The 20290-nt window shown below is 63.6% G+C and carries 17 protein-coding genes; 15 read left to right on the forward strand and 2 right to left on the reverse strand.

The annotated features are described in order from the left end of the window. The first annotated feature begins 73 nt into the window (after nucleotides 1–73). Nucleotides 74–997, forward strand: coding sequence for an enoyl-CoA hydratase/isomerase family protein (locus DFR51_RS05325; RefSeq protein ID WP_160119183.1), 924 nt, complete (start codon nucleotides 74–76; stop codon nucleotides 995–997). Continuing rightward, a complete protein-coding gene (locus tag DFR51_RS05330) occupies nucleotides 994–2337 on the forward strand; it encodes a serine hydrolase domain-containing protein (RefSeq protein WP_121047955.1) in 1344 nt (447 codons plus the stop codon). Before DFR51_RS05325 ends, DFR51_RS05330 begins: the two co-directional genes overlap by 4 nt. A 9-nt stretch (nucleotides 2338–2346) precedes the next feature. Here the strand turns inward: DFR51_RS05330 and DFR51_RS05335 are convergent, their stop codons facing one another. Then, nucleotides 2347–3081, reverse strand: coding sequence for a TetR/AcrR family transcriptional regulator (locus DFR51_RS05335; protein ID WP_160119184.1), 735 nt, complete (start codon nucleotides 3079–3081; stop codon nucleotides 2347–2349). 243 nt (nucleotides 3082–3324) lie between these two features. On the opposite strand from DFR51_RS05335, the gene DFR51_RS05340 reads away from it, so the two are divergent. The 5 genes from DFR51_RS05340 to DFR51_RS05360 all read left to right on the forward strand — a co-directional run bounded on the left by DFR51_RS05340 (nucleotide 3325) and on the right by DFR51_RS05360 (nucleotide 9025). Next, nucleotides 3325–3795, forward strand: a complete 471-nt coding sequence (locus DFR51_RS05340; protein WP_121047957.1) for a MaoC family dehydratase — start codon at nucleotides 3325–3327, stop codon at nucleotides 3793–3795. Then, nucleotides 3795–5411 carry a class I adenylate-forming enzyme family protein gene (locus tag DFR51_RS05345; protein WP_160119185.1) on the forward strand — a complete coding sequence of 539 codons (1617 nt, stop codon included), beginning with the start codon at nucleotides 3795–3797 and terminating at the stop codon, nucleotides 5409–5411. Before DFR51_RS05340 ends, DFR51_RS05345 begins: the two co-directional genes overlap by 1 nt. Before the next feature lie 68 nt (nucleotides 5412–5479). After that, nucleotides 5480–6781 (forward strand): MFS transporter, encoded by a 1302-nt coding sequence (locus DFR51_RS05350; RefSeq protein ID WP_170151748.1) that lies wholly within the window; start codon nucleotides 5480–5482, stop codon nucleotides 6779–6781. A 29-nt stretch (nucleotides 6782–6810) separates the two neighbouring features. Further along, nucleotides 6811–8010 carry a DmpA family aminopeptidase gene (locus tag DFR51_RS05355; RefSeq protein ID WP_197723604.1) on the forward strand — a complete coding sequence of 400 codons (1200 nt, stop codon included), beginning with the start codon at nucleotides 6811–6813 and terminating at the stop codon, nucleotides 8008–8010. 58 nt (nucleotides 8011–8068) lie between these two features. Beyond that, entirely contained in the window at nucleotides 8069–9025 is a 957-nt protein-coding gene (locus DFR51_RS05360) for a threonine ammonia-lyase (protein WP_121047960.1), read from the forward strand. An 8-nt stretch (nucleotides 9026–9033) separates the two neighbouring features. On the opposite strand, the gene DFR51_RS05365 is transcribed toward DFR51_RS05360, so the two are convergent. After that, the gene (locus tag DFR51_RS05365) at nucleotides 9034–10056 is read right to left on the reverse strand and encodes an AraC family transcriptional regulator (protein WP_121047961.1); all 1023 of its coding nucleotides are present in this window, start codon (nucleotides 10054–10056) and stop codon (nucleotides 9034–9036) included. A 152-nt stretch (nucleotides 10057–10208) separates the two neighbouring features. Between DFR51_RS05365 and DFR51_RS05370 the strand changes: the two genes are divergently transcribed. From DFR51_RS05370 to DFR51_RS05405, 8 genes are all read left to right on the forward strand, one after another. Continuing rightward, nucleotides 10209–11528 (forward strand): acyl-CoA dehydrogenase family protein, encoded by a 1320-nt coding sequence (locus DFR51_RS05370; protein ID WP_197723605.1) that lies wholly within the window; start codon nucleotides 10209–10211, stop codon nucleotides 11526–11528. 77 nt (nucleotides 11529–11605) lie between these two features. Then, nucleotides 11606–12820, forward strand: coding sequence for a thiolase family protein (locus DFR51_RS05375; RefSeq protein ID WP_121047962.1), 1215 nt, complete (start codon nucleotides 11606–11608; stop codon nucleotides 12818–12820). A 32-nt stretch (nucleotides 12821–12852) separates the two neighbouring features. Beyond that, nucleotides 12853–14445, forward strand: coding sequence for an AMP-binding protein (locus tag DFR51_RS05380; RefSeq protein WP_243446553.1), 1593 nt, complete (start codon nucleotides 12853–12855; stop codon nucleotides 14443–14445). Further along, on the forward strand, nucleotides 14442–15551 hold the full coding sequence (locus DFR51_RS05385) for a saccharopine dehydrogenase family protein (RefSeq protein WP_121047964.1): 1110 nt from the start codon (nucleotides 14442–14444) through the stop codon (nucleotides 15549–15551). The genes DFR51_RS05380 and DFR51_RS05385 overlap by 4 nt, the downstream gene beginning before the upstream one ends. Before the next feature lie 121 nt (nucleotides 15552–15672). After that, complete coding sequence (locus DFR51_RS05390; protein ID WP_243445389.1) at nucleotides 15673–18252, forward strand: TonB-dependent receptor; 2580 nt, start codon at nucleotides 15673–15675, stop codon at nucleotides 18250–18252. A 13-nt stretch (nucleotides 18253–18265) separates the two neighbouring features. Next, nucleotides 18266–19039 carry a glucose 1-dehydrogenase gene (locus DFR51_RS05395; protein WP_121047965.1) on the forward strand — a complete coding sequence of 258 codons (774 nt, stop codon included), beginning with the start codon at nucleotides 18266–18268 and terminating at the stop codon, nucleotides 19037–19039. Continuing rightward, nucleotides 19036–19503 carry a DUF3237 domain-containing protein gene (locus DFR51_RS05400; protein WP_121047966.1) on the forward strand — a complete coding sequence of 156 codons (468 nt, stop codon included), beginning with the start codon at nucleotides 19036–19038 and terminating at the stop codon, nucleotides 19501–19503. Before DFR51_RS05395 ends, DFR51_RS05400 begins: the two co-directional genes overlap by 4 nt. 11 nt (nucleotides 19504–19514) lie before the next feature. Next, on the forward strand, nucleotides 19515–20288 hold the full coding sequence (locus DFR51_RS05405) for a methyltransferase family protein (RefSeq protein ID WP_197723606.1): 774 nt from the start codon (nucleotides 19515–19517) through the stop codon (nucleotides 20286–20288). The last annotated feature ends 2 nt before the right edge of the window (nucleotides 20289–20290 follow it).

The following is a 20290-nucleotide window of genomic DNA, read 5'->3' on the forward strand; positions in this document are numbered from 1 at the left end:
TGGGCCTCCCGTTCCGGCTCCATCCGGCTCAGCGCTAAAAACCTGTCCTCCTGAACTGCAGCGTTTGGGCCGATTGCGGGAACCTCTCCCAATCGCTGGGCTCCCTCTCGACCCGACGCCATCTCTATCGGCAGCTTTACTTGAAATTAAATTTAAAATCAAATATCGAAACGTCAACAGCGCGACGTCGGCGCAGGGTTTGAGGGTAAGAGAATTGACAGCATCGCCGGAAGTCCTGTTATCCCGCCAGGGGCGGGTCAGCGTTATCACGCTCAATCGGCCCGCGTGTCTCAACGCGATCAACGAGTCGATGGTGCAAGCGTTTATCGCGGCGCTGCGCGATGCCAATGCGGACGTGGCAACGGCGGCGATCGTGCTGCATGGAAACGGCAAGGCCTTTTGCGCCGGTGACGACCTGACCGCGCACGACGTGCCGGCGGACGGGGACGAGATGGCGATGCGCGCGCGTGTGGACGTGATGCAGCAGGTGAGTCGTGAGATCATGTTCGGCGAAAAGCCCGTCATCGCGGCCGTTCACGGATGGGCTGTGGGCGGCGGCTTTGAATGGACCATCAACTGCGACGCGGTGATCTGGTCCGAGGAGGCGCGCGCATTTTTCCCCGAGATCGAATGGGGCATGTTCGTAAGTGGCGGCGTGACCGCACTGCTGCCCCGGCTGATCGGCCCGCAGCGAACGTTCAAGTGGATCATGGGCGGCGAACATCTGGATGGCGCGGCGTTGCAGGCGGCGGGACTCGTGACCGATATCGTGCCGACCGGGCAGCACCTTGAAGCAGCGGTCGCGCTTGCCGAGCTGATTGCGTCGCGGCCGACGAAGGCGGTGCGCAACTTGAAACGCGCGATCAATCTGCTGGAGCGCGACCGCATCGAGGCGGCCATGGCGGAGGAAACGAAGAGCCTTGCGGCGAGCCTGCTCGACGCGGAGGTGGCTGAGCGTGTTGCCGGATTCAAGGCGCGAGGTTCGGAGGGACTATGATGGTACGGAAAGCCGGTTGCGCGACTGTCGGCGCGGTGATGCTGATGTTAGCGGCGTGCGCGCACGACGCGTCGCCGGGGGTATCCGAGGCGGCGCGCCTCGATGCGGTAGTGCAGGCCTTGCCGCTGGCCTCGTCATCGCCTGTGCCGGCTGATGCTATCCACAATGCGGTGGTTGTCCTGGAAGACCCCGCGCAAAAGCTCCTTTATGCAAAAGGCGTCGGCCCCGCGCGGGAAGGGGGCGCGGCGTTGATTTCGGCGAAGGACCAGTTTCCCATCGCCAGCGTCACGAAGACGATGACGGCCACGGTGATCCTGCAGCTTGCCGAAGAGGGCAGGCTGGGGCCTGACGGGATCGAAACGACGCTCGGATCGCTCGGCGTGTTGGCGCCCGCGATCCTTGACCGGCTGATGACGTTCGAAGGCCGGAGCTACGGGGCCGGGCTGACGATCCGCCAATTGCTGGCGCACCAATCCGGCATGCGCGACGTTTTCATGGATGATGCGAAGATTACGTCAGAGGATAATCAGGGTGATGCGGCGCCGGAATCGTTCGGCGGCGTCCTGCTCGGCGTGCTCGGTGCGCACCGCAAATGCCTCGATACGCCTGGTTGTGATACCGCCGCGCTAATGACCGGCAAGACCTGGACGCCCTGGGACGCGTCGCAGCCGGAGAACGCACAGGCCGGGATTCTGAATTTCTACCTGAATCACAACGGCGGCGCTACGAACGGGCTGTTTGCTCCGGGGCAGGGCTACCACTACAGCGACACGGGCTACATCATCCTCGGCCTCGTGATCGAGAAGCTCACCGGCGATACGTTGCACGCCGCCTATCGGGAGCGGCTGTTCGATCCGCTCGGGCTGAAACACACCTATCTCGAATATGCGATGAAACCGGCGACGGCGCCTTACGAGGGCAATGCGGCGGATTTCTACATCGGGGACTTTCCCGGCCGCACCGGGCGCTTCAACATTTCCTTCGACTGGGCAGGCGGCGGCGTGGTTTCAACCGCCGAGGAGCTGAACCGCTTCATGCGCGCGCTCGGCGAGGGGCGGCTGTTCAAGAAGGCCGAAACGCTGACGTTGATGACAACGCCGCAGTGGCGCCAGATGCGCGGCGACATAGTGGTGGAGCGCGGGCTTGGCGTGTCCCGCCTGACGACGCCGGACGGCATTTCCTATTTCGGACACACCGGATTCTGGGGCGCGATCATGCTCTTTGAACCGGGCACGGGGATCAGCCTCGGCGGAACGCTCAATCAGGTAGGGCATAACCCCGCTGTTTGGGCGATCGACCTGCTCCGCGCCGCGCGTCCGCGCGGAACGGCGACAAACTGACGATCCGGTTCAGGCCATCTTGAGGCTGGTAAAGCCCTCGTAGCCCTTCAACTGCTCGGCGGGCGGGTTTGCGAGGTAGATCGCGCGGTACCAGAGAATGGCGAGGAAATGCGCCACGTCATCCGGTGAGGAGAAGGCTTTTACCAGCGTCGGATTGCGATCGACGTAGAGCTCGAACAGGAAGTTATCGACCATGCCGCCGAGGGCATAAGCGATCATCAACCGCTGCTCCTCACCGAGCGTCACGCCGGGGCAGCGGCGCGCGATGTCTTTGGCGATCTTGAGGCTCCATTCCGCGCTCACCTTGCGATAGAGCTCCGAAAACTCGACCTCTTCCTCGTCGAAGTGCAGCAGGCACCGCATCAGGCCGGGCGTGCGCGAATAGGTGGTGACCATGACCTTGTTGGCGCGGACGATCGATTCGAAAGGATCGTTCGACGGGGCCATGGTCGACAGGTCGTGAAAGCGCTGGCTGTCGAGCAGCTCTCCGAGGATTTCGTGGGTGAGGTCCGCCTTGCCCGAAAAATAGTGATAGAGAAGGCTGACGTTCACCCCGGCCTCGGAGGCGATGTCGGACAGGCGCATGGCGCGGTAGCCGATCCGCTCCAGCACCCGCACGGTCGCTTCCTTCAGTTTCTCGCGCGTCTGGTTGCCGCGCTGCGTTTGCGGAGCAGCGGGCTTCTTGCTCACGGCGTTGCGGCGTTCCTTGCGGCCCAGCGGCGCGACGGCGGGCCTTGCAGCCACAGTTTTCTTCTTTGTTGCCATTGCGTTCTTGATCAACCTCGATTGAGCACGTGTACCGGAAACCGGCCATGAAACCAATTTCTAATCATAGGTCCAAACGGCAATTTATAAACTTGAATTTAAATTCAATCGTGATAAGCAGCTTGTATCAAAAGGGAGGGTGGCCCTTGTTCGTGCACGCGCATCCCGCGATGCGAAGCGCTGAGGCCCCCGTTCCGAAACCGGAAGGGCTGCGTAACACCGATGGAATATGATGTCGAAACCCTGTTGTCGCTGGTCGGGCAGGAGATACTGGTCAGCGACTGGATATCGCTCTCGCAGGACGAGATCGACGCCTTCGGGCGGGTGACGCGTGACATCGATCCCATGCACATGGACCCGGAATACGCCCGCAAGCATAGCCCGTTTGGTCAGACTGTCCTGTTCGGCTTCCAAACGCTGTCGATGCTGAGCCATTTGTGTTCGCCGATCCGCTATCGGCATGATGGCGGCGCGATCGGATACGATCTCAACTACGGCCTCAATCGGGTGCGCTTCATTTCGCCGGTTCCGGTGAATGCGCGTTTTCGCAACCGCATGACGATCAAAAGCGTCGAGCAGCGCGAAGACGGCGCCTATCTCATCACGTCTGAAAACACGATCGAGATCGAGGGGCAGGAACGCCCGGCGCTTGTTGCGGAATGGATCGGCCTCCTTTCGAGAGAGGATGCCTGATGCAGATGCCGGCGGGGTCGGACCTTGTCCGTAGCATCGAGCGGCTTCCAGATGCTGTTGCTGCTTATGCCGAAGCCGCGCCGGATCGAGAGGCGATCATCTTCGGGGATCTGCACCTCTCCTATTCCGAATTCGACCGCGAGATCGATCGCTATGCGCGCGCGCTGATCGGGGCGGGCATAGCGACGGGCGACCGTGTCGCAATGATCGTGACGCCGCGCCCCGAATTCATGCTGATGCTGCTCGGCGCGATGCGCGCGGGCGCTGTGTGGGTGGGCGTGAACCCGAAATACCGGCGTGAAGAAATGCGCCATGTGCTTGGAGACTGTCAGCCGAAACTGCTGGTTTCCATTCTCCAAGACCCGGCCGGGCGCCGCTACGACGACGATCTGCGCGACCTTGCGTGTGATGTCGCCGCGAGCGCCCCGCTCGTAACCATTGGCGGCATTCTGGAGGGGATCAGCCAGCCGCTCGATGCCTTTCTCGCTGCGGGCGATGGCCTTGCTGATGTTACCGATCGATTGAACCGGACATCGCGACGCGATCCGGTGAGCATTGTCTACACCTCGGGATCGACCGGAAAGCCCAAGGGGGCCGTTCTCTCCCACGACAGTTTCTTCCATTCCTACAAGGCGCTTGCGGAAACGTTCGTGGGCCACGCCCATCTACGCGCCGGGCACCGCGTGATCTGCAATCTGCCGACCAACCATGTCGGTTGCCAGTCCGATGTGTGCGGAAACTGTCTGATCGACGGCGGCACGATCGTGTTCATGGAAACGTTCGATCCGGCTGGCGTTCTGGAAACGACGGAACGCGAGAAGATCACGATCCTCGGCGGATTGCCGCTGATGCATCAGGCCGTGTTCGATCATCCTGATATCGCGCGGCGCAATCTCGGCAGCGTGAAGGTGATCGCATGGGGCGGCGCACCGATGCCTGCGCCGTTGCTGCGCAGGCTGGAGGGGAAGGGCTATTTCTTCTCGCTGCACTACGGACTGACCGAAGGTGGATCGATAAACAGCGTCAATCCGCCGGACGCTGATTTCACGTTGCTGACGGAAACGATCGGTCATCACGATCACAACAACGCGTATCGCGTTGTCGATCCCGATGGTGCGCCTGTTTCTGAAAACGGCATCGGCGAGGTACAGATCAAGGGGCCGGGGGTGATGCTCGGCTATTTCAACAATCCCGAAGCGACAGCAGCGGCCTTCACGGCGGACGGCTGGTTTCGCACCGGCGACCAGGTGAAGGTGCTGCCCGGCGGGAACTGGCGTTTCGTCGGGCGCAGCGTCGAGATGTTCAAATCGGGCGGCTACAACGTGTACCCGCGCGAGGTCGAACTCGCGCTGGAGGAGCACCCGGGAGTCGCAGCGGCAGCCGTAATCCCCGTTGCCGATCCACGCTATGACGAGGTTGGCTGGGCGTTCGTGATTCCGGCGCCGGGCGCGGCGATCGACGAGGTGATGCTGCGATCGTTCGCGAGTACGCGGCTTGCGAACTACAAGGTTCCCAAGTCCTTCCAGATCCGCGAGGCGCTGCCGCTGCTGCCGATCGGGAAGGTGGACAAGCACGCGCTTCGCGATGAAGTGCGTCAACTGAGTGTCGCCCGGTGAATCGTGACATGGGGTGCGCGGCGACTTCAGCGCCCCCAGCGGACACACGCGGCCTTTCCATTGGCACGATGGCGGCATTCGGTGTCGGTTCGCTTGGAACCGGCGTGTTTTCCACCGTGCCCAGCGTATTGCTGCTCTATTTCATGACCAGTGTTCTCGGCATCTCGCCGGCGCTGGCGGCAATTACCGTATTCCTCCCCAAGTTCTGGGACGTTCTGATCGATCCGATGATCGGCATGATGTCCGATCGTACGCAGAGCCGCTGGGGGCGCCGCAGGCCCTATATGCTGGTTGGCGGCATCACGATGAGCCTGTTCTTCGTGATGCTGTTTTCGGTTCCCGCGTTGCAGACGACGCTCGAGCGCTTCATTTATGTGACCGTCGCCTACATGGCCTGCGCCACAGCCTATGCGGTATTCTCGGTGCCCTATATCGCGATGCCCGCCGAGATTTCCCGCAGCCCAGAGGAGCGTACGACCCTGATGTCGTTCCGCATGGGGTTCGCGATGGTCGGCATTCTGCTCGGTGGTGCGGGGGCGCCGTTCCTTGTCGATCTGGCAGGCGGCGGGCGCGAGGGGTATGCGGTGATGGCGCTCACCATCGGGATCGTCTGCGGCATTGCCATGCTCGTGCCCGTGTTCGCGACGCGGAAGCTCGGAAGCGGAGCATTGGTCCTGGCCGAGTTCAAGCTGGGGGAGGGAATCCGGCAGGCGGCGGCATGCAAGCCGTTCCTCCTGCTGCTCGTCACCTATCTGTTGCAACTCGCCGGACTGGGGTGCTTTTCCGGGGCACTGCCCTATTACGCCGTGCATATTCGGGGCGGTTCGGGGATGACCGTGACGCTGCTGTTCGTCGCGCTCAATGTATCGGCGATCGTCACCATGCCGATGTGGGTTCGCATCTCTCGCAGCACCGGCAAGGTGCGCGCTTATCTGGCGTCGAGCGTGCTGCTGGTGTTTGCGACGGCGGGGCTGTGGTTTTGCGACGGCGAGACGCCCGATATGCTGCTTTATGCCCAGGTCTGTCTGATGGGGTTGGCGTTTTCTGGGCAGCAGCTGTTTCCCTTTGCGCTGCTGCCTGATGTGCTCGATGCGGATGCACGCACGACCGGGATGCCGCGGCAGGGCATGTTCACCGGCCTTTGGACGGCGGGCGAAAAGGTGGGCCTGGCGCTCGGCGGTCTTGTGACGGGGGTCGTGCTGTCATGGACGGGGTTTATTGCATCGACCGGAACGGCCGTGGCGCAGCCCGAGTCAGCGCTCATTGGCGTGCGCTTTACGTTTACGGTTTTGCCGGCGCTGCTGGTGGCGGCGAGCCTGCTGCTTCTCGTGCAGTTTCGCAAAGCTCATGCCGCGGGGGGCGGGAAATGAATTCATCGTTCATCAGGGAAGGTCAAATCATGACTTTGGCGCGCACGAAATGGTCAGCAGCATTGGTGCTGCTTGTAGGGTTGCTCTTTTCTGCAGCTGCGATGGCAGGTCCGCGCGCACGCGACCTCGGGGTTCCGTTTGATGGCACACCCGGCGCGCTGAATGCGATCACCGACGTTGCGGGGGTCGAGGTCGGCCACGCCACGGTCATTTCAGGCGACGGTCCGCTGGTGATCGGCAAGGGGCCGTATCGCACCGGCGTGACGATCATCCATCCGCTCGGCAAAGGCAGCATCGATGCCGTTGCGGCGGGCCGCGCCGTGATCAACGGTACGGGCGAATGGACAGGGATGCATCTCGTCGACGAGATCGGATCGTTCCTGGGGCCGGTCGCGCTGACGGGATCGGGCAACGTGGGCCTCGTGCATCAGAGCCTCTTGGATTGGTCGATCGGCAAGGTGCCGGAAGAGCTGCTTTTCTCGCGCGTGCTTCCGGTGGTCGCCGAGACGCTCGACAGCCGGCTCAATGACGTCTTCGGGCACGGCCTGACGCGCGAGCATGTATTCGCGGCGCTGGACAGTGCCAAGGGCGGCCCGGTTGCCGAGGGCAATGTCGGTGGCGGGACGGGGATGGTCGCCTACACGTTCAAGGGGGGAATCGGTACGTCGTCGCGGGTCGTTTCAGCGGGCGAAAAGCGATATACCGTTGGCGTGCTCGTCCAGGCGAACCACGGAAGCCGCGAAGATCTTCGCATTGCCGGTGTGCCGATCAGTAAGGAGATCAAGGGCGCGTGGCCGGAGATCAACGGTATCGCGGCTCTCGGTCCCGATGCAGGCAAACCGCAGGACAAGAATTCGCTGCTGATCGTGATCGCCACAGATGCACCGCTGATGCCGCATCAGCTGGAGCGCCTTGCACGCCGCGCCGCGCTCGGCGTTGGGCGCAACGGAAGCACGGCAGGCGCTCTCTCGGGCGAACTCGCGCTCGCCTTCTCGACAAGCCACGTGATTCCGCTGGGCCAAGCGCCGCGCTTGCCCGCGATGATCAACGATACCGACAGCGGAACGATGAACGCGCTGTTTTCGGGTGTCGTTCAGGCGACGGAAGAGGCGCTCGTGAACCAGCTTGTTGCGTCGGAAACGATGACAGGTGCGAACAACGTGAAGGTCTACGGCATCCCGCACGATCAGCTGCAGCGTATCATGAAGGCGCGGTTCCCGCGCCGATAGGAAGGCTGGGGGGAGGGTGCGGTCTTCCCACGGCGCGAAAAATCGGAAAGATCGCGGGATGACTGATTCTGCAATCACCCCGACCATTCCGGATCGCACGACGATCGAAGCCGCGCGCGTGCGCATTTCCGGTCTTGCCCTGCGGACGCCGCTTGTGCGTTTGCAGGGCAGCGCGCGCAGCGACATTTTCCTGAAACTCGAACTGCTGCAGCCGGTGGGCTCGTTCAAGATACGCTGCGCGGCGAACGCGCTCCTCAGCTGCGGAGATTCCGTGCGCGGCGGCGTGTCTACTGCAAGCGCCGGAAACTTCGCGCAGGGCCTTGCCTATGCCGGACGTGCGCAGGGCATTCCGGTGACCGCCTATGTGCCCGATACGGCGGCGCGCAGCAAAGTGGAGGCGCTGGAACGGTTCGGGGCGAACGTGGTGACGCTCGCTTACGATCGCTGGTGGGCGATGTTGGCCGAGCCGCCGACGGACCCGGCGTTCATTCATCCGGTCATCGAAAACGAAGTGCTTGCCGGGAACGCCACGATCGGGGCCGAAATCGTTGAGGATCTGCCCGATGTCGCAACCGTGCTCGTTCCGTATGGCGGTGGCGGGCTTTCCTGCGGCATCGCTGCCGCTCTGAAGGCTTATGGGTCAGGTGCGGAGGTTTTTGCGAGCGAAACCGAGGCGGGGGCACCGGTGCGCGCTGCGTTTGCCGCCGGTGAGCCCGTGACGGTGCCGTTTGCGCCATCCTTCATCACGGGCATGGGCGGCCCGACCGTAATCCCGGCCATGTGGCCGCTGGTACGTAGCCTTCTGAAAGGGAGCGCGTTCGTCTCGCTTGCGGAAACGGCCGCCGCCGTGCGGATGCTCGCCGAGCGTCATCACGTGATCGCGGAAGGCGCGGGAGCCGCTCCCGTCGCTGCCGCGCTTGCGGGCGATCACCCTGGGCCGGTCGTATGCATCGTCTCGGGCGGGCATCTCGATGCGGCCCACCTGGCGACAATCCTGGCCGGCGGCGTGCCATAAAACCTGGATCAGCGCGGACGCTGCCGGAACTTGATGGGTGAGACGCCGGTCCATCGCTTGAAGGCGCGGGAGAAGCTCGCGGTTTCGGCAAAGCCCAGCATTTCGCCGATCGCCTCGACCGAGAGGTGCGAACGATCGAGGAGGTAGCAGGCGCGCTGCTCGCGGACCTGATCGAGCACGTCGCCGAAACCGAGGTTCTGCTTGGCTAGCCGTCGATGCAGCGTGCGCTCCGAAACCGCCAGCTCCGCCGCAGCCTGTGCTGCCGACGGGAAGCCGCGACTCGACCGCACAAGGAGCGAATACAGGCGACCCACCATGTCGTCGCTGACCTGCGCTTCGTCGATAAGCCGCGCGCAGAGCTGCTGATAGGTCTGTTCGAGAAGCGGGCTCGCCATCGGCAGTGCGAGATCAGCCGCGCCGGGTTGGAACACCCAGCGCGTTGCCGGCGCGCCGAATTCGACCGGCACGCCAAGTTCCGCCGCATAGTCGATGCCGTCACTGCGCGGCGAGACGGAGGATTCGATGCGGGCGAGCGGAAACGGCTGCCGCATGTCCTTGAGGAAGGTCGTGGCCGATCCGAGTGAACGCACAAGGCAGAATTCGCGAAGGTCAGGCGCGACGTTGCTGTCGTCGGCCTCCATGCCCGCAAGCGCGCCGTTCTCATCGTAAAGCCGATATTGCAGTAGTGAGTAGGTGAGCGCCTGAAATGCGACCAGCACCTTCAGGCCGTCGTGCACCGTTCCGGCCGAAAGCACGGCGAGCCCGAGCGGGCCATAGGTCATCAGGCGGTAGCGCATTCCGGTGTGGAACCACAGGCCGGGAATGTCCCGCGTTGCACCGGCAAACACCTCCTGAAAGCGCAGTTCCTGAAGCCCGGAAACCTCGCCCTGCGGGTCATCCGCCTCGGCCGCCGCAATACCCGCTTTGGCGAGCAGGGGGAGCGGATTGACGCCGGCCTCGTCCAGCGCCGCACGCATGATGCGGACACTCTGGTTCGGCATTCGCATAGAGCCGAGCAGTTCGATCTTCATATTGGCCTCCGGTCGCGCATCATGCGGAACGTGGCAGTTAAAGTCAAAAGCTTGGCGCGAGATGACATTCAACGATGCTCATCTTCGTGTTTTGATCGCAGCATCGGGAACGGGTGGCGCAAGATCATCCTGGCCCGCCTTGGAGGAAGATCGTGAACCATCAGCTAGCCGTCGTCCATCACGACATCGCCTCTGGCAGTGGACCGCTGCCGTTCGCGCAGTGGGATTCGAACCCCCACGTCAAACTGGGTCAGCTTGGCGCGGAACCGCCACTTCCGGAAATCGCAACCGAACTCCAGAAGTCGCTGCACGGTTTTGCCGAAAAGGTCATGCGACCGATCGGCACCGAACTCGATCGGCTGAGCGCGGACGCGGTGGTAGACAAGGCGTCCCGCTATTGGGAATTCCGCCGCGGCTATGCCGAGCTTGGTATCAACATGGAAACGCTGGCATCCTTCTCTGCCGAAGAGATGCCGCATGTGTTCGCGATCCTTTTCGAAGAACTCGGCTGGGGCGATTCCGGCCTCGCCATTTCCGCAGGCGCCGGCCTGCTGCCGCACTATATGGCGGCGAAATTCGGCAATGATTTCGTGGCCCGCACCTACCCTGAGTCGCTGATCGGGAGCTGGGGCATCACGGAGCCCGACCGGGGGAGCGATTCGATCGACCCCGGCGGGCACGCCGCTCACGCCGCAGGAAAGCCGAACCGGCCGAACTGCGTGGCGCGCATTTCCGATGGCAAGATCGTCATCAACGGCCAGAAATCGGCGTGGGTTTCGAACGGTCCGGTCGCGGAACTCTGCATCCTCTACTGCGCTGCTGAGACGGGTTCGGGTTACGATCCCGCACGCGGCGCGGTGGTGATCGTGCCGCTCGATGCGCCGGGCGTGTCCAAGGGCAAGCCGCTGGAGAAGATGGGCCAGCGCGCGCTGCCGCAGGGTGAGATCTTCTTCAACGACGTGACGCTCGACATCGATCATCTGCTGGTCGCGCCCGAGGATTATCTGAAGGGCGTGTATGCGATCCACAGCGAGGCGAACGCGCTGATGGGCGCGACCTTCACGGGTTGTGCGCGCGCTGCCTATGAACTCGCCCATGCCTATGCGCACGAACGGCGGCAGGGCGGCGTTCCGCTCATCCGGCATCAGGACGTCGCGCGGCGACTGTTCCACATGGCGCGCAAGGTTGAAATCTCGCGTGCCCTGGCGCGGCGTGTGACGGCGTTCAACATGAACAATCCGATGCCCGCGCTGCAGGCGGCAATGTTCTCCAAAGTGACTTCGACGCAGCACGCGCTCGAAGTGACGAGCGATGCCTTGCAGATGTTCGGCGGCAATGGGCTGACGCGTGAATATCCGATGGAGAAATTGTTCCGCGATGCCCGCGCTTCGCTGATCGAGGACGGCTGTAACGAGGTCATCGCGATCAAGGGGGGAATGCTGCTGACCGATCCGGATCTGCTGCCGGGCTGAGAGCAGAAATACAGAAATGAAATCGCGCGGCCGAACGGGTTTTCGACCGACGGAGAAGGTTTGCCCGAGGGGATGGAATGAAGCAGAACGCGATCATCGCCGGTGTCGGAATGACCCGCTTCGGCAAGCATCTGGACCGCAGCCTGTCCAGCCTCGCGCACGAGGCGATCAGCGAAGCGCTCAAGGATGCGAACGTCGAGGCGCGCGAGATCGAGGCGGCATGGGCGGGAAATGCAGCCGCGCCTATCGTCACCGGCCAGGCGTGCATTGCCGGGCAGGCGATTTTGCGCGGCATGGGCATCGGGCGCATCCCGGTAGTGAACGTGGAGAACGCCTGCGCCACGGCATCGACGGCATTTCAGCAGGCGTGCACGATGGTGACGCTGGGCATTTATGATGTGGTGCTGGCGTTCGGTGTCGAGAAATTGTTCCACGAGGACAAGGCGAAGAGCTTCGCGGTGTTCCTGGGCGCTGTCGACGTCGAGAAACCCGAAGAGCTTTATGCCTACGTGGACGGTGACCGGCCCGCGAGCGACGAGCCGGGGCGGCAGCGTTCGCTGTTCATGGATATCTATGCCCGCATGGCGCGGGACTACAGCGCGCGGAGCGGTGCGACGGCGCGGCATTTCGCAGAGGTTTCGGCGAAGAATTCGCTGCACGGCAGCCTGAACCCGCGCGCGCAGTTTCGCGACGTTCTCGATACCGATGCAGTGCTCGCTGCGCCTCTGATTTCGGCGCCGCTGACGCTGCCGATGTGCTCGCCGCTCGGCGACGGTGCGGCTGCGGCGGTGATCGTGTCGACGAAGTTCGCACGCGAACGCGGCATCGCCGATCCGGTGCATGTGCGGAGTTCGCTGATCGCAAGCGCGTTCGAACCCGCTCCGGGCGCGCCCGGGATCACTGAATGGGCAGCGCGCGAAGCCTATACGATGGCGGGGATCGCGACCGAGGATATCGACTGCGTCGAACTTCACGACGCCACGTCGCCTGCCGAGCTGATGTATTACGAATATCTCGGGCTGTGTCCGCGCAATGAAGGCGTGGCGCTTCTCGAAAGCGGTGCGACAGCGCTTGGCGGACGGGTGCCGGTGAATACATCCGGCGGCCTTGTCCGCAAGGGGCACCCCATCGGCGCCACGGGGCTTGCGCAGATCCATGAGTTGACGGAGCAGCTTCGCGGACGTGCCGGTGCGCGGCAGGTGGAGGGCGCACGGCTGGCGGTCGCCGAGAACGGCGGCGGCTTTCTTGGCCGGGATGCCGCAGCGCTGGTGATGACGGTGCTTTCGCGGTGAACGCGACGCCCTCTCTGCGCACGCCCGTGCAAATGCTCCGCGACGGCGCAGCGGCGCACGATGGGGCGATGCTGACATTTGTCGACATCCGCCCGGATGGGAGCTTCGCCGAGGAGACGCGGAGCTACCGTGAATTGCTGGCGAACGGCGAACGTATTGCTGCGGCGCTCGCCGGGGAAGGCATGAAGGCAGGCGAAAGCTTTGCGCTGGTGATGCCGAACCATCCCGAGTTCGTTGACGCGATGGTGGGATCGGAACTTGCCGCAACCATTTTCGTGCCGATCGACCCCCGGACGCGCGGTGCGCGGCTGGCATTCATGCTTCGCTTCGCGGGGTGCCGGGGCGCCATTGTTGCGCCGGAAGCGATCGGCGCGCTTGCCGAGGTGATCGCCGACGTGCCTGACCTCGGCTGGGTGTGGGTGCTAGGCGATGCTGCGCCGCCCTTGACCGGGGTTCGTGTCGCCACGCTGGCGCAGGCGATTGCGGGCGCGGGCGCGCCGCCTGTTGATCCCGGTGCCGATCTCGCACGGCCGATGCAGATGCTCTACACGTCCGGCACCACGGGCGATCCCAAGGCGATCCTTGCGCCTTATGCACGCTACGCTGCCGTTTCCACCTTTGGGCCGCTGCTTCGGGTGCGCGACGACGACACGCTCTACACGGGGCTTTCCTTCACGCACGCGAACGCGCAGCTCATCACGCTCGGCAACGCTCTGGCGATGCAGCTTCCGCTCGTGGTCAGCCGGCGCTTTTCGAAGTCCCGGCTGTGGGAAATTCTGGGGCACTATGGCTGCACGGTGTTCAACCTGCTGGGCGGCATGGCGGTGGCGATCTACGCGGAGCCACCGTCGCCGCGCGACCGGCAGCACAAGGTGCGCATGGTGTTGAGCGCCGGGATGCCGCCGAGCATGTGGCATGATTTCGAGACGCGCTTCGGCGTGGACGTGCTGGAGTTCTTCGGTGCGGCGGAAGGGGGGCTGACGATCAACCTGCCGGGTGCGGGGCCGATCGGATCGATCGGTAAACCGCCTGCGGGTACGATCTGCGCGATCCTGGACGAGGACGACCGCGAATGCCCGCCGGGCGTGCAGGGCGAAATGTGCTTTCGGCCCGAAACGGGCGATACGCCCCCGGTGGAGTATTTCCGGAACCCCGAAGCATCGGCGGCGAAGACGCGGGGCGGGTGGTTTCGCACGGGCGACATCGGCTACAAGGACGCGGACGGCTGGGTGTTCTTCTCCCACCGCGCGGGCGATGCGATCCGCCGCAACGGCGATTTCGTGAACGCCGTGCAGATCGAGGCGGAGATAGCCGCGATGAACGGGGTGGGCGATGTTCATGTTTACGGCGCCGCCACGGCTGATAACGCTCCGGGCGAGAAAGAGGTCGTTGCGGCGATCGTGCCCGCAGGGGACTTCGATCCGCTTTCCGTGTTCGCGCATTGCCGGCAGCAGATCGGATCGGCTGCCATGCCTTCGCTGGTGCAGATCGTCAGTGAAATTCCAAAGACGGCCTCTGAAAAACCGCAGGCCCGGCATCTCATCACGATGCTCGGCGCACCGGATGCGGTAATCTTCGGGCCATCAGGACCCACCACAATCACTCTGGGGAGAGCGACGCAATGAGCGCACCTGTTATCGTTTACGGCGCCAGTGGCTACACGGGCAAATTGATCTCCTGGCATCTGGCGGAGGCGGGGATTCCGTTCATCGCCGCGGGCCGCGATCAGAAACGGCTCGAAGAGCAGATGGCGCGCGTGCCGGAGCTCAAGGGTGCCAGCTTCGAATGCCGCGCAGTTTCGCACGATGCGGCTTCGCTCGCCAAGCTCTTTGCAGACGCGAAGGTCGTTTACAACGTCACCGGCCCGTTCATGCAGCTCGGCGACCCGGTGGTGCAGGCCTGCCTCGACGCGGGCTGCCATTATCTCGACACCACGGGTGAGGCGGACTGGATGCGCCATGTCCGCGAAACCTACGGCGCGAAGTTCGCTGCGCGCGGCCTTCTGCTGGCGCCCGCCACATCCTACATGTGGGCGGCGGGGAACATCGCGGCTGAAATCGCGCTCGAGATACCCGGCATCGACTCGCTCGACATTCTCTATCTGGCCGATTCCGCGACCAGCGTCGCTTCGACCAAGTCGTTCCTGCGCATGTGCACGCGGCCGCAATATTACATCGAACACCGCCAGCTCGTGCAGTGGCCGATGGCGACATCCTACCTCGTGAAGGCGCCGGATTCGCATCGGTTGTTCCGCGGCTTGCCGTGGTCGGGCGGCGGTGAGCCGGTGTGGTACGAGGGCGATGCCCGCGTCAGCAACTGTTCGACGCTCGTCGGCTTCCGCAGCCAGGCGATGTTCGACGCCGTGATCGCCACGCTGGAAAAGTTCGAGAAGGAATATAGCCACCTGCCCGATGCGGAACAGGAGCGCATCTGCAACGAACTCGGCGGGCAATTGACTCAGGTCGAGCCGGATCGCGAAAACCCGGACGTCAACCGGTCGGTGATCTCGTGCATCGGGCGCGGGAACACATCGGGCGTGTCCGTGATCCTGCGCGGAAATTCGCCTTACATCCAGACAGGTCTTCTTGCTGCGGAAGGATGCCGCCGCATCCTTGGCGGACAATTGCTCGCCGCCGGCTTCCAGTCTCCGGCGAAGGCTTTCGGCGCCCGTGCCATCCTGAACGTATGGGCCGAGCACGGGTATCACACGTGGGAGGCGCAGGCGACGTGATCGCAAGGCGCGGTAACGCGCGGGGCTGAAGCCCCAAGACCATTGCAGAGGTTAAAGCCTGCCGAATGCTTCGGCAGGAACGGAAGAGTTTTGTCCACACGAACGATCAGGGGAGGATCATATGGACAGGAAAATGGAAACGACGCGGATCATCGCGCTGCTGCTTTCAACGACGATCGCGGCGCCCGCATTTGCACAGGACGCCGCCACGGAAGTTTCCGGTGGCCTGGAGGAAATCGTCGTCACCGCGCAGAAGCGCAGCCAGAACCTGCAGGACGTGCCGGTCGCCGTATCGGCGTTCACCGGTGACGATCTCGCCGCGCGCGGTGTTTCGGAAACCTCCGATCTGATGGGCACGATGCCGAACCTTCAGGTGACGACGCCCTACGGCAAGACGCAGCCGAACTTCTCGCTGCGCGGCATCTCGGTGGCGAACGAATTCACCGCCTCCACGGCTTCACCCGTGGGCGTCTACGTGGACGAGGTCTATCAGAGCTTCCGCGCCAGCCATGGCCAGCAGCTTTATGACCTTGACCGCGTCGAGGTGCTGCGCGGGCCGCAGGGCACGCTCTACGGGCGCAACACGACGGGCGGCGCGATCAGCTTTTTCACCAAGCGCCCCGACCTCGATGGCATGGATGGCTATCTGACGCTCGGCTACGGCAATTACGATACCAAGTCCGCCGAAGCCGCGTTCGAAGCGACGCTCATTCCCGACGTGCTCGGTATCCGCTTCGCCGGAACCCGGTCCAAGGGCGACGGCTTCATGTTCAACCCGATCCAGGACCGCGACGTCGCCACGACGGATTCGATCGCGGGCCGCATCACGGTACGCTTCAAGCCGACTGATGCACTCGACATCACTGTGAAGGGTTATGCCTCCAAGGACGATCCGTGGGCGGCACTCGCCTATTCGCAGGGCCAGCTTTCGGGCGGGCGGGATGCGCTCGGCTATTCGCGCTATGATCCGCAGGCGGCGCTTGGCGGGCGTTTGCTGAAGCGCAATGAAGTGGCCTCCGACACGGGGGGCAAATATTACAGCTCCTCAAAGGGCGTGGCGCTCACCATCGCTTACGATGTCAGCGACGAGCTGACGCTGACCTCGATCACCGGCTACGACAAGGGCAAGTATCGCAATTCGCCGTTCGACTGCGACGGATCGCCGAACGATCTCTGCTCGCTGCGGTACAATTCGAAGAGCGAGAACTTCAATCAGGACCTGCGCCTGACCTATGACGGCGACCGGATCAGCGTGGTCGGCGGGCTCTATTACGGCCGAGACAAGGTGGATACGCACAACGAGGTCGACTTCTTCGGCGTCCTGCGTCCGATCCTGCTCGGCGCGGGCTTGCCGGGCACCTACAGCAACCCGGCGATCGCGACGCCGGATTCGATCGGCATCCTGCCCGCGTTCGCGCTCGACCCGACGCTTGCGCCTTCGGATCCCGGCTTCTGCGCGCCGGTAAACGTCAACCCGACCGGGTTCCTCGATGCGCGTTCGCTCGTCGCGCTGCTCACCGATATCGCGGTGGACAACAGCGGGGGCGGCGGCTTCGGCGGGGCATTCTCCGCAGCGTGCCGCGCGGCGGGCGCGCCGCCGTTCAGCCCGATCCTCGGCGATCAGTATTACACGATCACGCGGCCATCGAAGGCGATCTACGGCGACGTCAGCTTCGACGTGACCGACCAGCTGAATATCAGCGTCGGGCTACGCTACACGATGGACAAGGTGAAATATTCGAACGGGCGTACGATCCTTTACGATCTCGCGGGCAACAACATCGTGGCGAGCACGATCCCGTACAGCTTCCCCTATGATCCGAGCTTGCCTGCGGTGAGCCAGCGGGAGAAGGCGAACCGCCTGACCGGGCGCATCAACGTGAGCTATGATTTCACCGACGATATCATGGGCTATGTGAATTACAGCCGCGGGTACAGGAGCGGCAGCTTCAACGGCCTCGCCTATCAGGGCACCAATCAGGTCTATTACATCCAGCCCGAGAAGGTGAACGCCTACGAAGGCGGCCTGAAGACGCGCCTGTTCGACCGCAGCGTGCAGCTCAATCTCGCGGGCTTCTACTACGATTATTCGAACCATCAGGTGACGCAGGTGATCGGCGCCACCACCTTCACGCGCAGTGCCAACGGGCGGCTTTACGGCGGCGAGGCGGAACTGGCGTGGCAGGCGCTCGACACGCTGCGGTTCGACGCGTCGCTTGGCCTGCTGAACAGCAAATACAAGGGCAACGCGCTTGATCCCACCGATCCGAGCAGCCCGACGCGAAACGTGAACGGGAACCCATTCCCGAACGCGCCGGAGATCACGTTCTCGGCGGGCTTCGACTGGGATGTCGCGGAGATCGGGAACGGCACGCTGACGCTGCGCGGTGATACGTCCTACATGGGAAAATACTACTTCGATCCGTTCAAGGATTACGGCCAATCGCCCTGCGACGCGCCCGCACCCGGATTCAATATCCGGCAGGCCGGCCCCGCGATCGCGTGCGGCAATCCCGGTTACTGGCTGTTCAACAGCCGCCTGACTTACGACGCGAAGACATGGGCGGTGAGCGTGTGGGGCAAGAACCTCACCAACAAGTTCTACTACACCTACGGGCTCAATATCGACGTGTTCGGCCTCGATTACCTGAACCGTGGATCGCCGCGTACCTACGGCGTCGAAGTCACGGCACGGTTCTGAGGCGGAGGCGATCATGCGGCGTTTCGAAGGCAAGGTCGTCGTCATCACCGGCGGGGCGCGGGGCATCGGCCTCGCCTCCGCCGAGCGGTTCGCGCGCGAGGGCGCGGTGGTGGTCATCACCGATGTGCTGAGCGGCGAGGCGGAGGCTCAGGCGGCGCGTCTTTCAAGCGAAGGCCTGGCGGTTGAAGCGGCTGTGCAGGACGTGACGCGCGAGGCGGACTGGGACCGGCTCGTTGCGGACGTGATCCATCGGCACGGCCGCCTCGACGTGCTCGTGAACAATGCGGGGATCGCGCGCATCGCTTCGATCGAGGAAAGCTCACTTGCTGAATGGCGGCTGACGATGGCCGTGAATGTCGAGGGCGTATTCCTCGGCACCAAAGCGGCGATCGGTGCAATGAAGGCGGGGGGCGGGGCGATCGTGAACGTCGCCTCGATCGCGGGCAATGTCGGCGAACCGCTGCTGGCGGCGTATAACGCTTCGAAGGGCGCGGTGAAGCTGCTGACGCGCAACGCGGCGCTGCACTGCGCGCGGCACGGCTATCCGATCCGCGTAAATTCGATGCACCCCGGCTATACGGATACGGTGCTCGTGTCGGACGCGATCGGTACGATGGAGGCCGAAGCGGGGGAGGCGTTCGCGGCGGAGACGCTCGCGCGCATTCCGATCGGGCGGTTCGCGGTCCCTGACGAAATTGCGGGGCCGATCCTGTTTCTCGCGAGCGACGATGCGCGGTACATGACGGGAAGCGAACTCATCGTGGACGGAGGGTACACGGCGGCATGACCGAGCTTCGATACCGGCATCTTTATGACGCGGACATTGCGCTCACCGCGCCCATCACGATCGGCGCGACGCCGAACGGACAGCGCGCGATCTTCCCGGTAGGCGGTGGTACGCTGAAAGGGGAGCGGCTGAGCGGTCGGTTTATTCCGCCGGGGGGTGACTGGGCGCTGGTGCGTAGCGACGGGTCGATCGCGCTCGATGTGCGCGCCACGGTGGAAACCGATGACGGCGCGCTTGTCTATCTCACCTATACGGGGCGCATCGTTGCCGATCCGGGCTTGCTGCCCGCCGTGCTGGATGTGGCGAGCGCGGCGCCTGTCGACCCTTCGCGCTATTATTTCCGCACGCTCATTCTCTTCGAAACCGGCAGTCCAACGTATGCATGGCTGAACGGTATCTGTGCGGTCGGGATCGGCAGCACGGGGAACGGCGGCGTGCAGTACCGCACCTACGAGATACTCTGAGGGGAGGCATCATGGCGACGACTGCAATCGGCGGAGCGGAGGCGGCGCGAGAGCCTGTACCGGCATGGGCGCGCTTCATGCTTTGGATTCATGCGAACCTGATCTTCGAGGCGAAGGGTAGCCCGCGCATCAAGGTCGCCACGGCGGTGAATCTGCACAAGATCTTCACGGTGTTCATCATCTTCGGGATGATGCGGGTGACGGACAATTTCAGTAACGCGGCGTGGGTCTATCTCGCGCTGCATGGCTGCTACGGCTATTGCTGGCTGATAAAGGATCTGGGCTTTCGCGACCATCAGCTCGACCGCACGACGGCGTGGTGGGGCGCGGTCAATATGTATGTGATGCTGGTCGCGTGGTACTGGCTGATCCCGTGGCTGTTCCTGTCGCGGCACATCGATCCTTCGGGGCCGATGCTTGCCGCCGCGATCGCGCTTCACACGCTCGGCGTCGTCACGATGATCGCGGCGGACGGCCAGCGGCACTTCACGCTGAAGTATCGCTCCGGGCTCTTCACCGGCGGGCTTTATGCGTACACGCGCAATCCCAATTATCTCGGCGAGATCATGATCTATTCGGCCTATGCGCTGCTCGCGCAGCACTGGATCGCGTGGGCGATCGTGATCTATGCGACCGTCTCCACCTTCCTGCCGCGCATGTACCAGAAGGACCACGCGATCTCGCGCCATCCGGGCTGGGCGGACTACAAGGCGAAGACGGGGCTGCTGATCCCGTGGGGCCTGCTGAACGGTCGCGCGCTCGCTGATCGCTTTCGGAAATCATAGGA

It is taken from the genome of Sphingosinicella microcystinivorans, assembly GCF_003634215.1.
Classification (GTDB): domain Bacteria; phylum Pseudomonadota; class Alphaproteobacteria; order Sphingomonadales; family Sphingomonadaceae; genus Sphingosinicella; species Sphingosinicella microcystinivorans.

Bases quoted from the DNA above. Each gene is read 5' to 3' on its own strand.
- DFR51_RS05330 (WP_121047955.1), top strand. From the start codon at position 994: ATGATGGTACGGAAAGCCGGTTGCGCGACTGTCGGCGCGGTGATGCTG.
- DFR51_RS05340 (WP_121047957.1), top strand. From the start codon at position 3,325: ATGGAATATGATGTCGAAACCCTGTTGTCGCTGGTCGGGCAGGAGATA.
- DFR51_RS05345 (WP_160119185.1), top strand. From the start codon at position 3,795: ATGCAGATGCCGGCGGGGTCGGACCTTGTCCGTAGCATCGAGCGGCTT.
- DFR51_RS05350 (WP_170151748.1), top strand. From the start codon at position 5,480: ATGGCGGCATTCGGTGTCGGTTCGCTTGGAACCGGCGTGTTTTCCACC.
- DFR51_RS05355 (WP_197723604.1), top strand. From the start codon at position 6,811: ATGACTTTGGCGCGCACGAAATGGTCAGCAGCATTGGTGCTGCTTGTA.
- DFR51_RS05360 (WP_121047960.1), top strand. From the start codon at position 8,069: ATGACTGATTCTGCAATCACCCCGACCATTCCGGATCGCACGACGATC.
- DFR51_RS05365 (WP_121047961.1), bottom strand. From the start codon at position 10,056: ATGAAGATCGAACTGCTCGGCTCTATGCGAATGCCGAACCAGAGTGTC.
- DFR51_RS05375 (WP_121047962.1), top strand. From the start codon at position 11,606: ATGAAGCAGAACGCGATCATCGCCGGTGTCGGAATGACCCGCTTCGGC.
- DFR51_RS05380 (WP_243446553.1), top strand. From the start codon at position 12,853: ATGCTCCGCGACGGCGCAGCGGCGCACGATGGGGCGATGCTGACATTT.
- DFR51_RS05385 (WP_121047964.1), top strand. From the start codon at position 14,442: ATGAGCGCACCTGTTATCGTTTACGGCGCCAGTGGCTACACGGGCAAA.
- DFR51_RS05390 (WP_243445389.1), top strand. From the start codon at position 15,673: ATGGACAGGAAAATGGAAACGACGCGGATCATCGCGCTGCTGCTTTCA.
- DFR51_RS05395 (WP_121047965.1), top strand. From the start codon at position 18,266: ATGCGGCGTTTCGAAGGCAAGGTCGTCGTCATCACCGGCGGGGCGCGG.
- DFR51_RS05400 (WP_121047966.1), top strand. From the start codon at position 19,036: ATGACCGAGCTTCGATACCGGCATCTTTATGACGCGGACATTGCGCTC.
- DFR51_RS05405 (WP_197723606.1), top strand. From the start codon at position 19,515: ATGGCGACGACTGCAATCGGCGGAGCGGAGGCGGCGCGAGAGCCTGTA.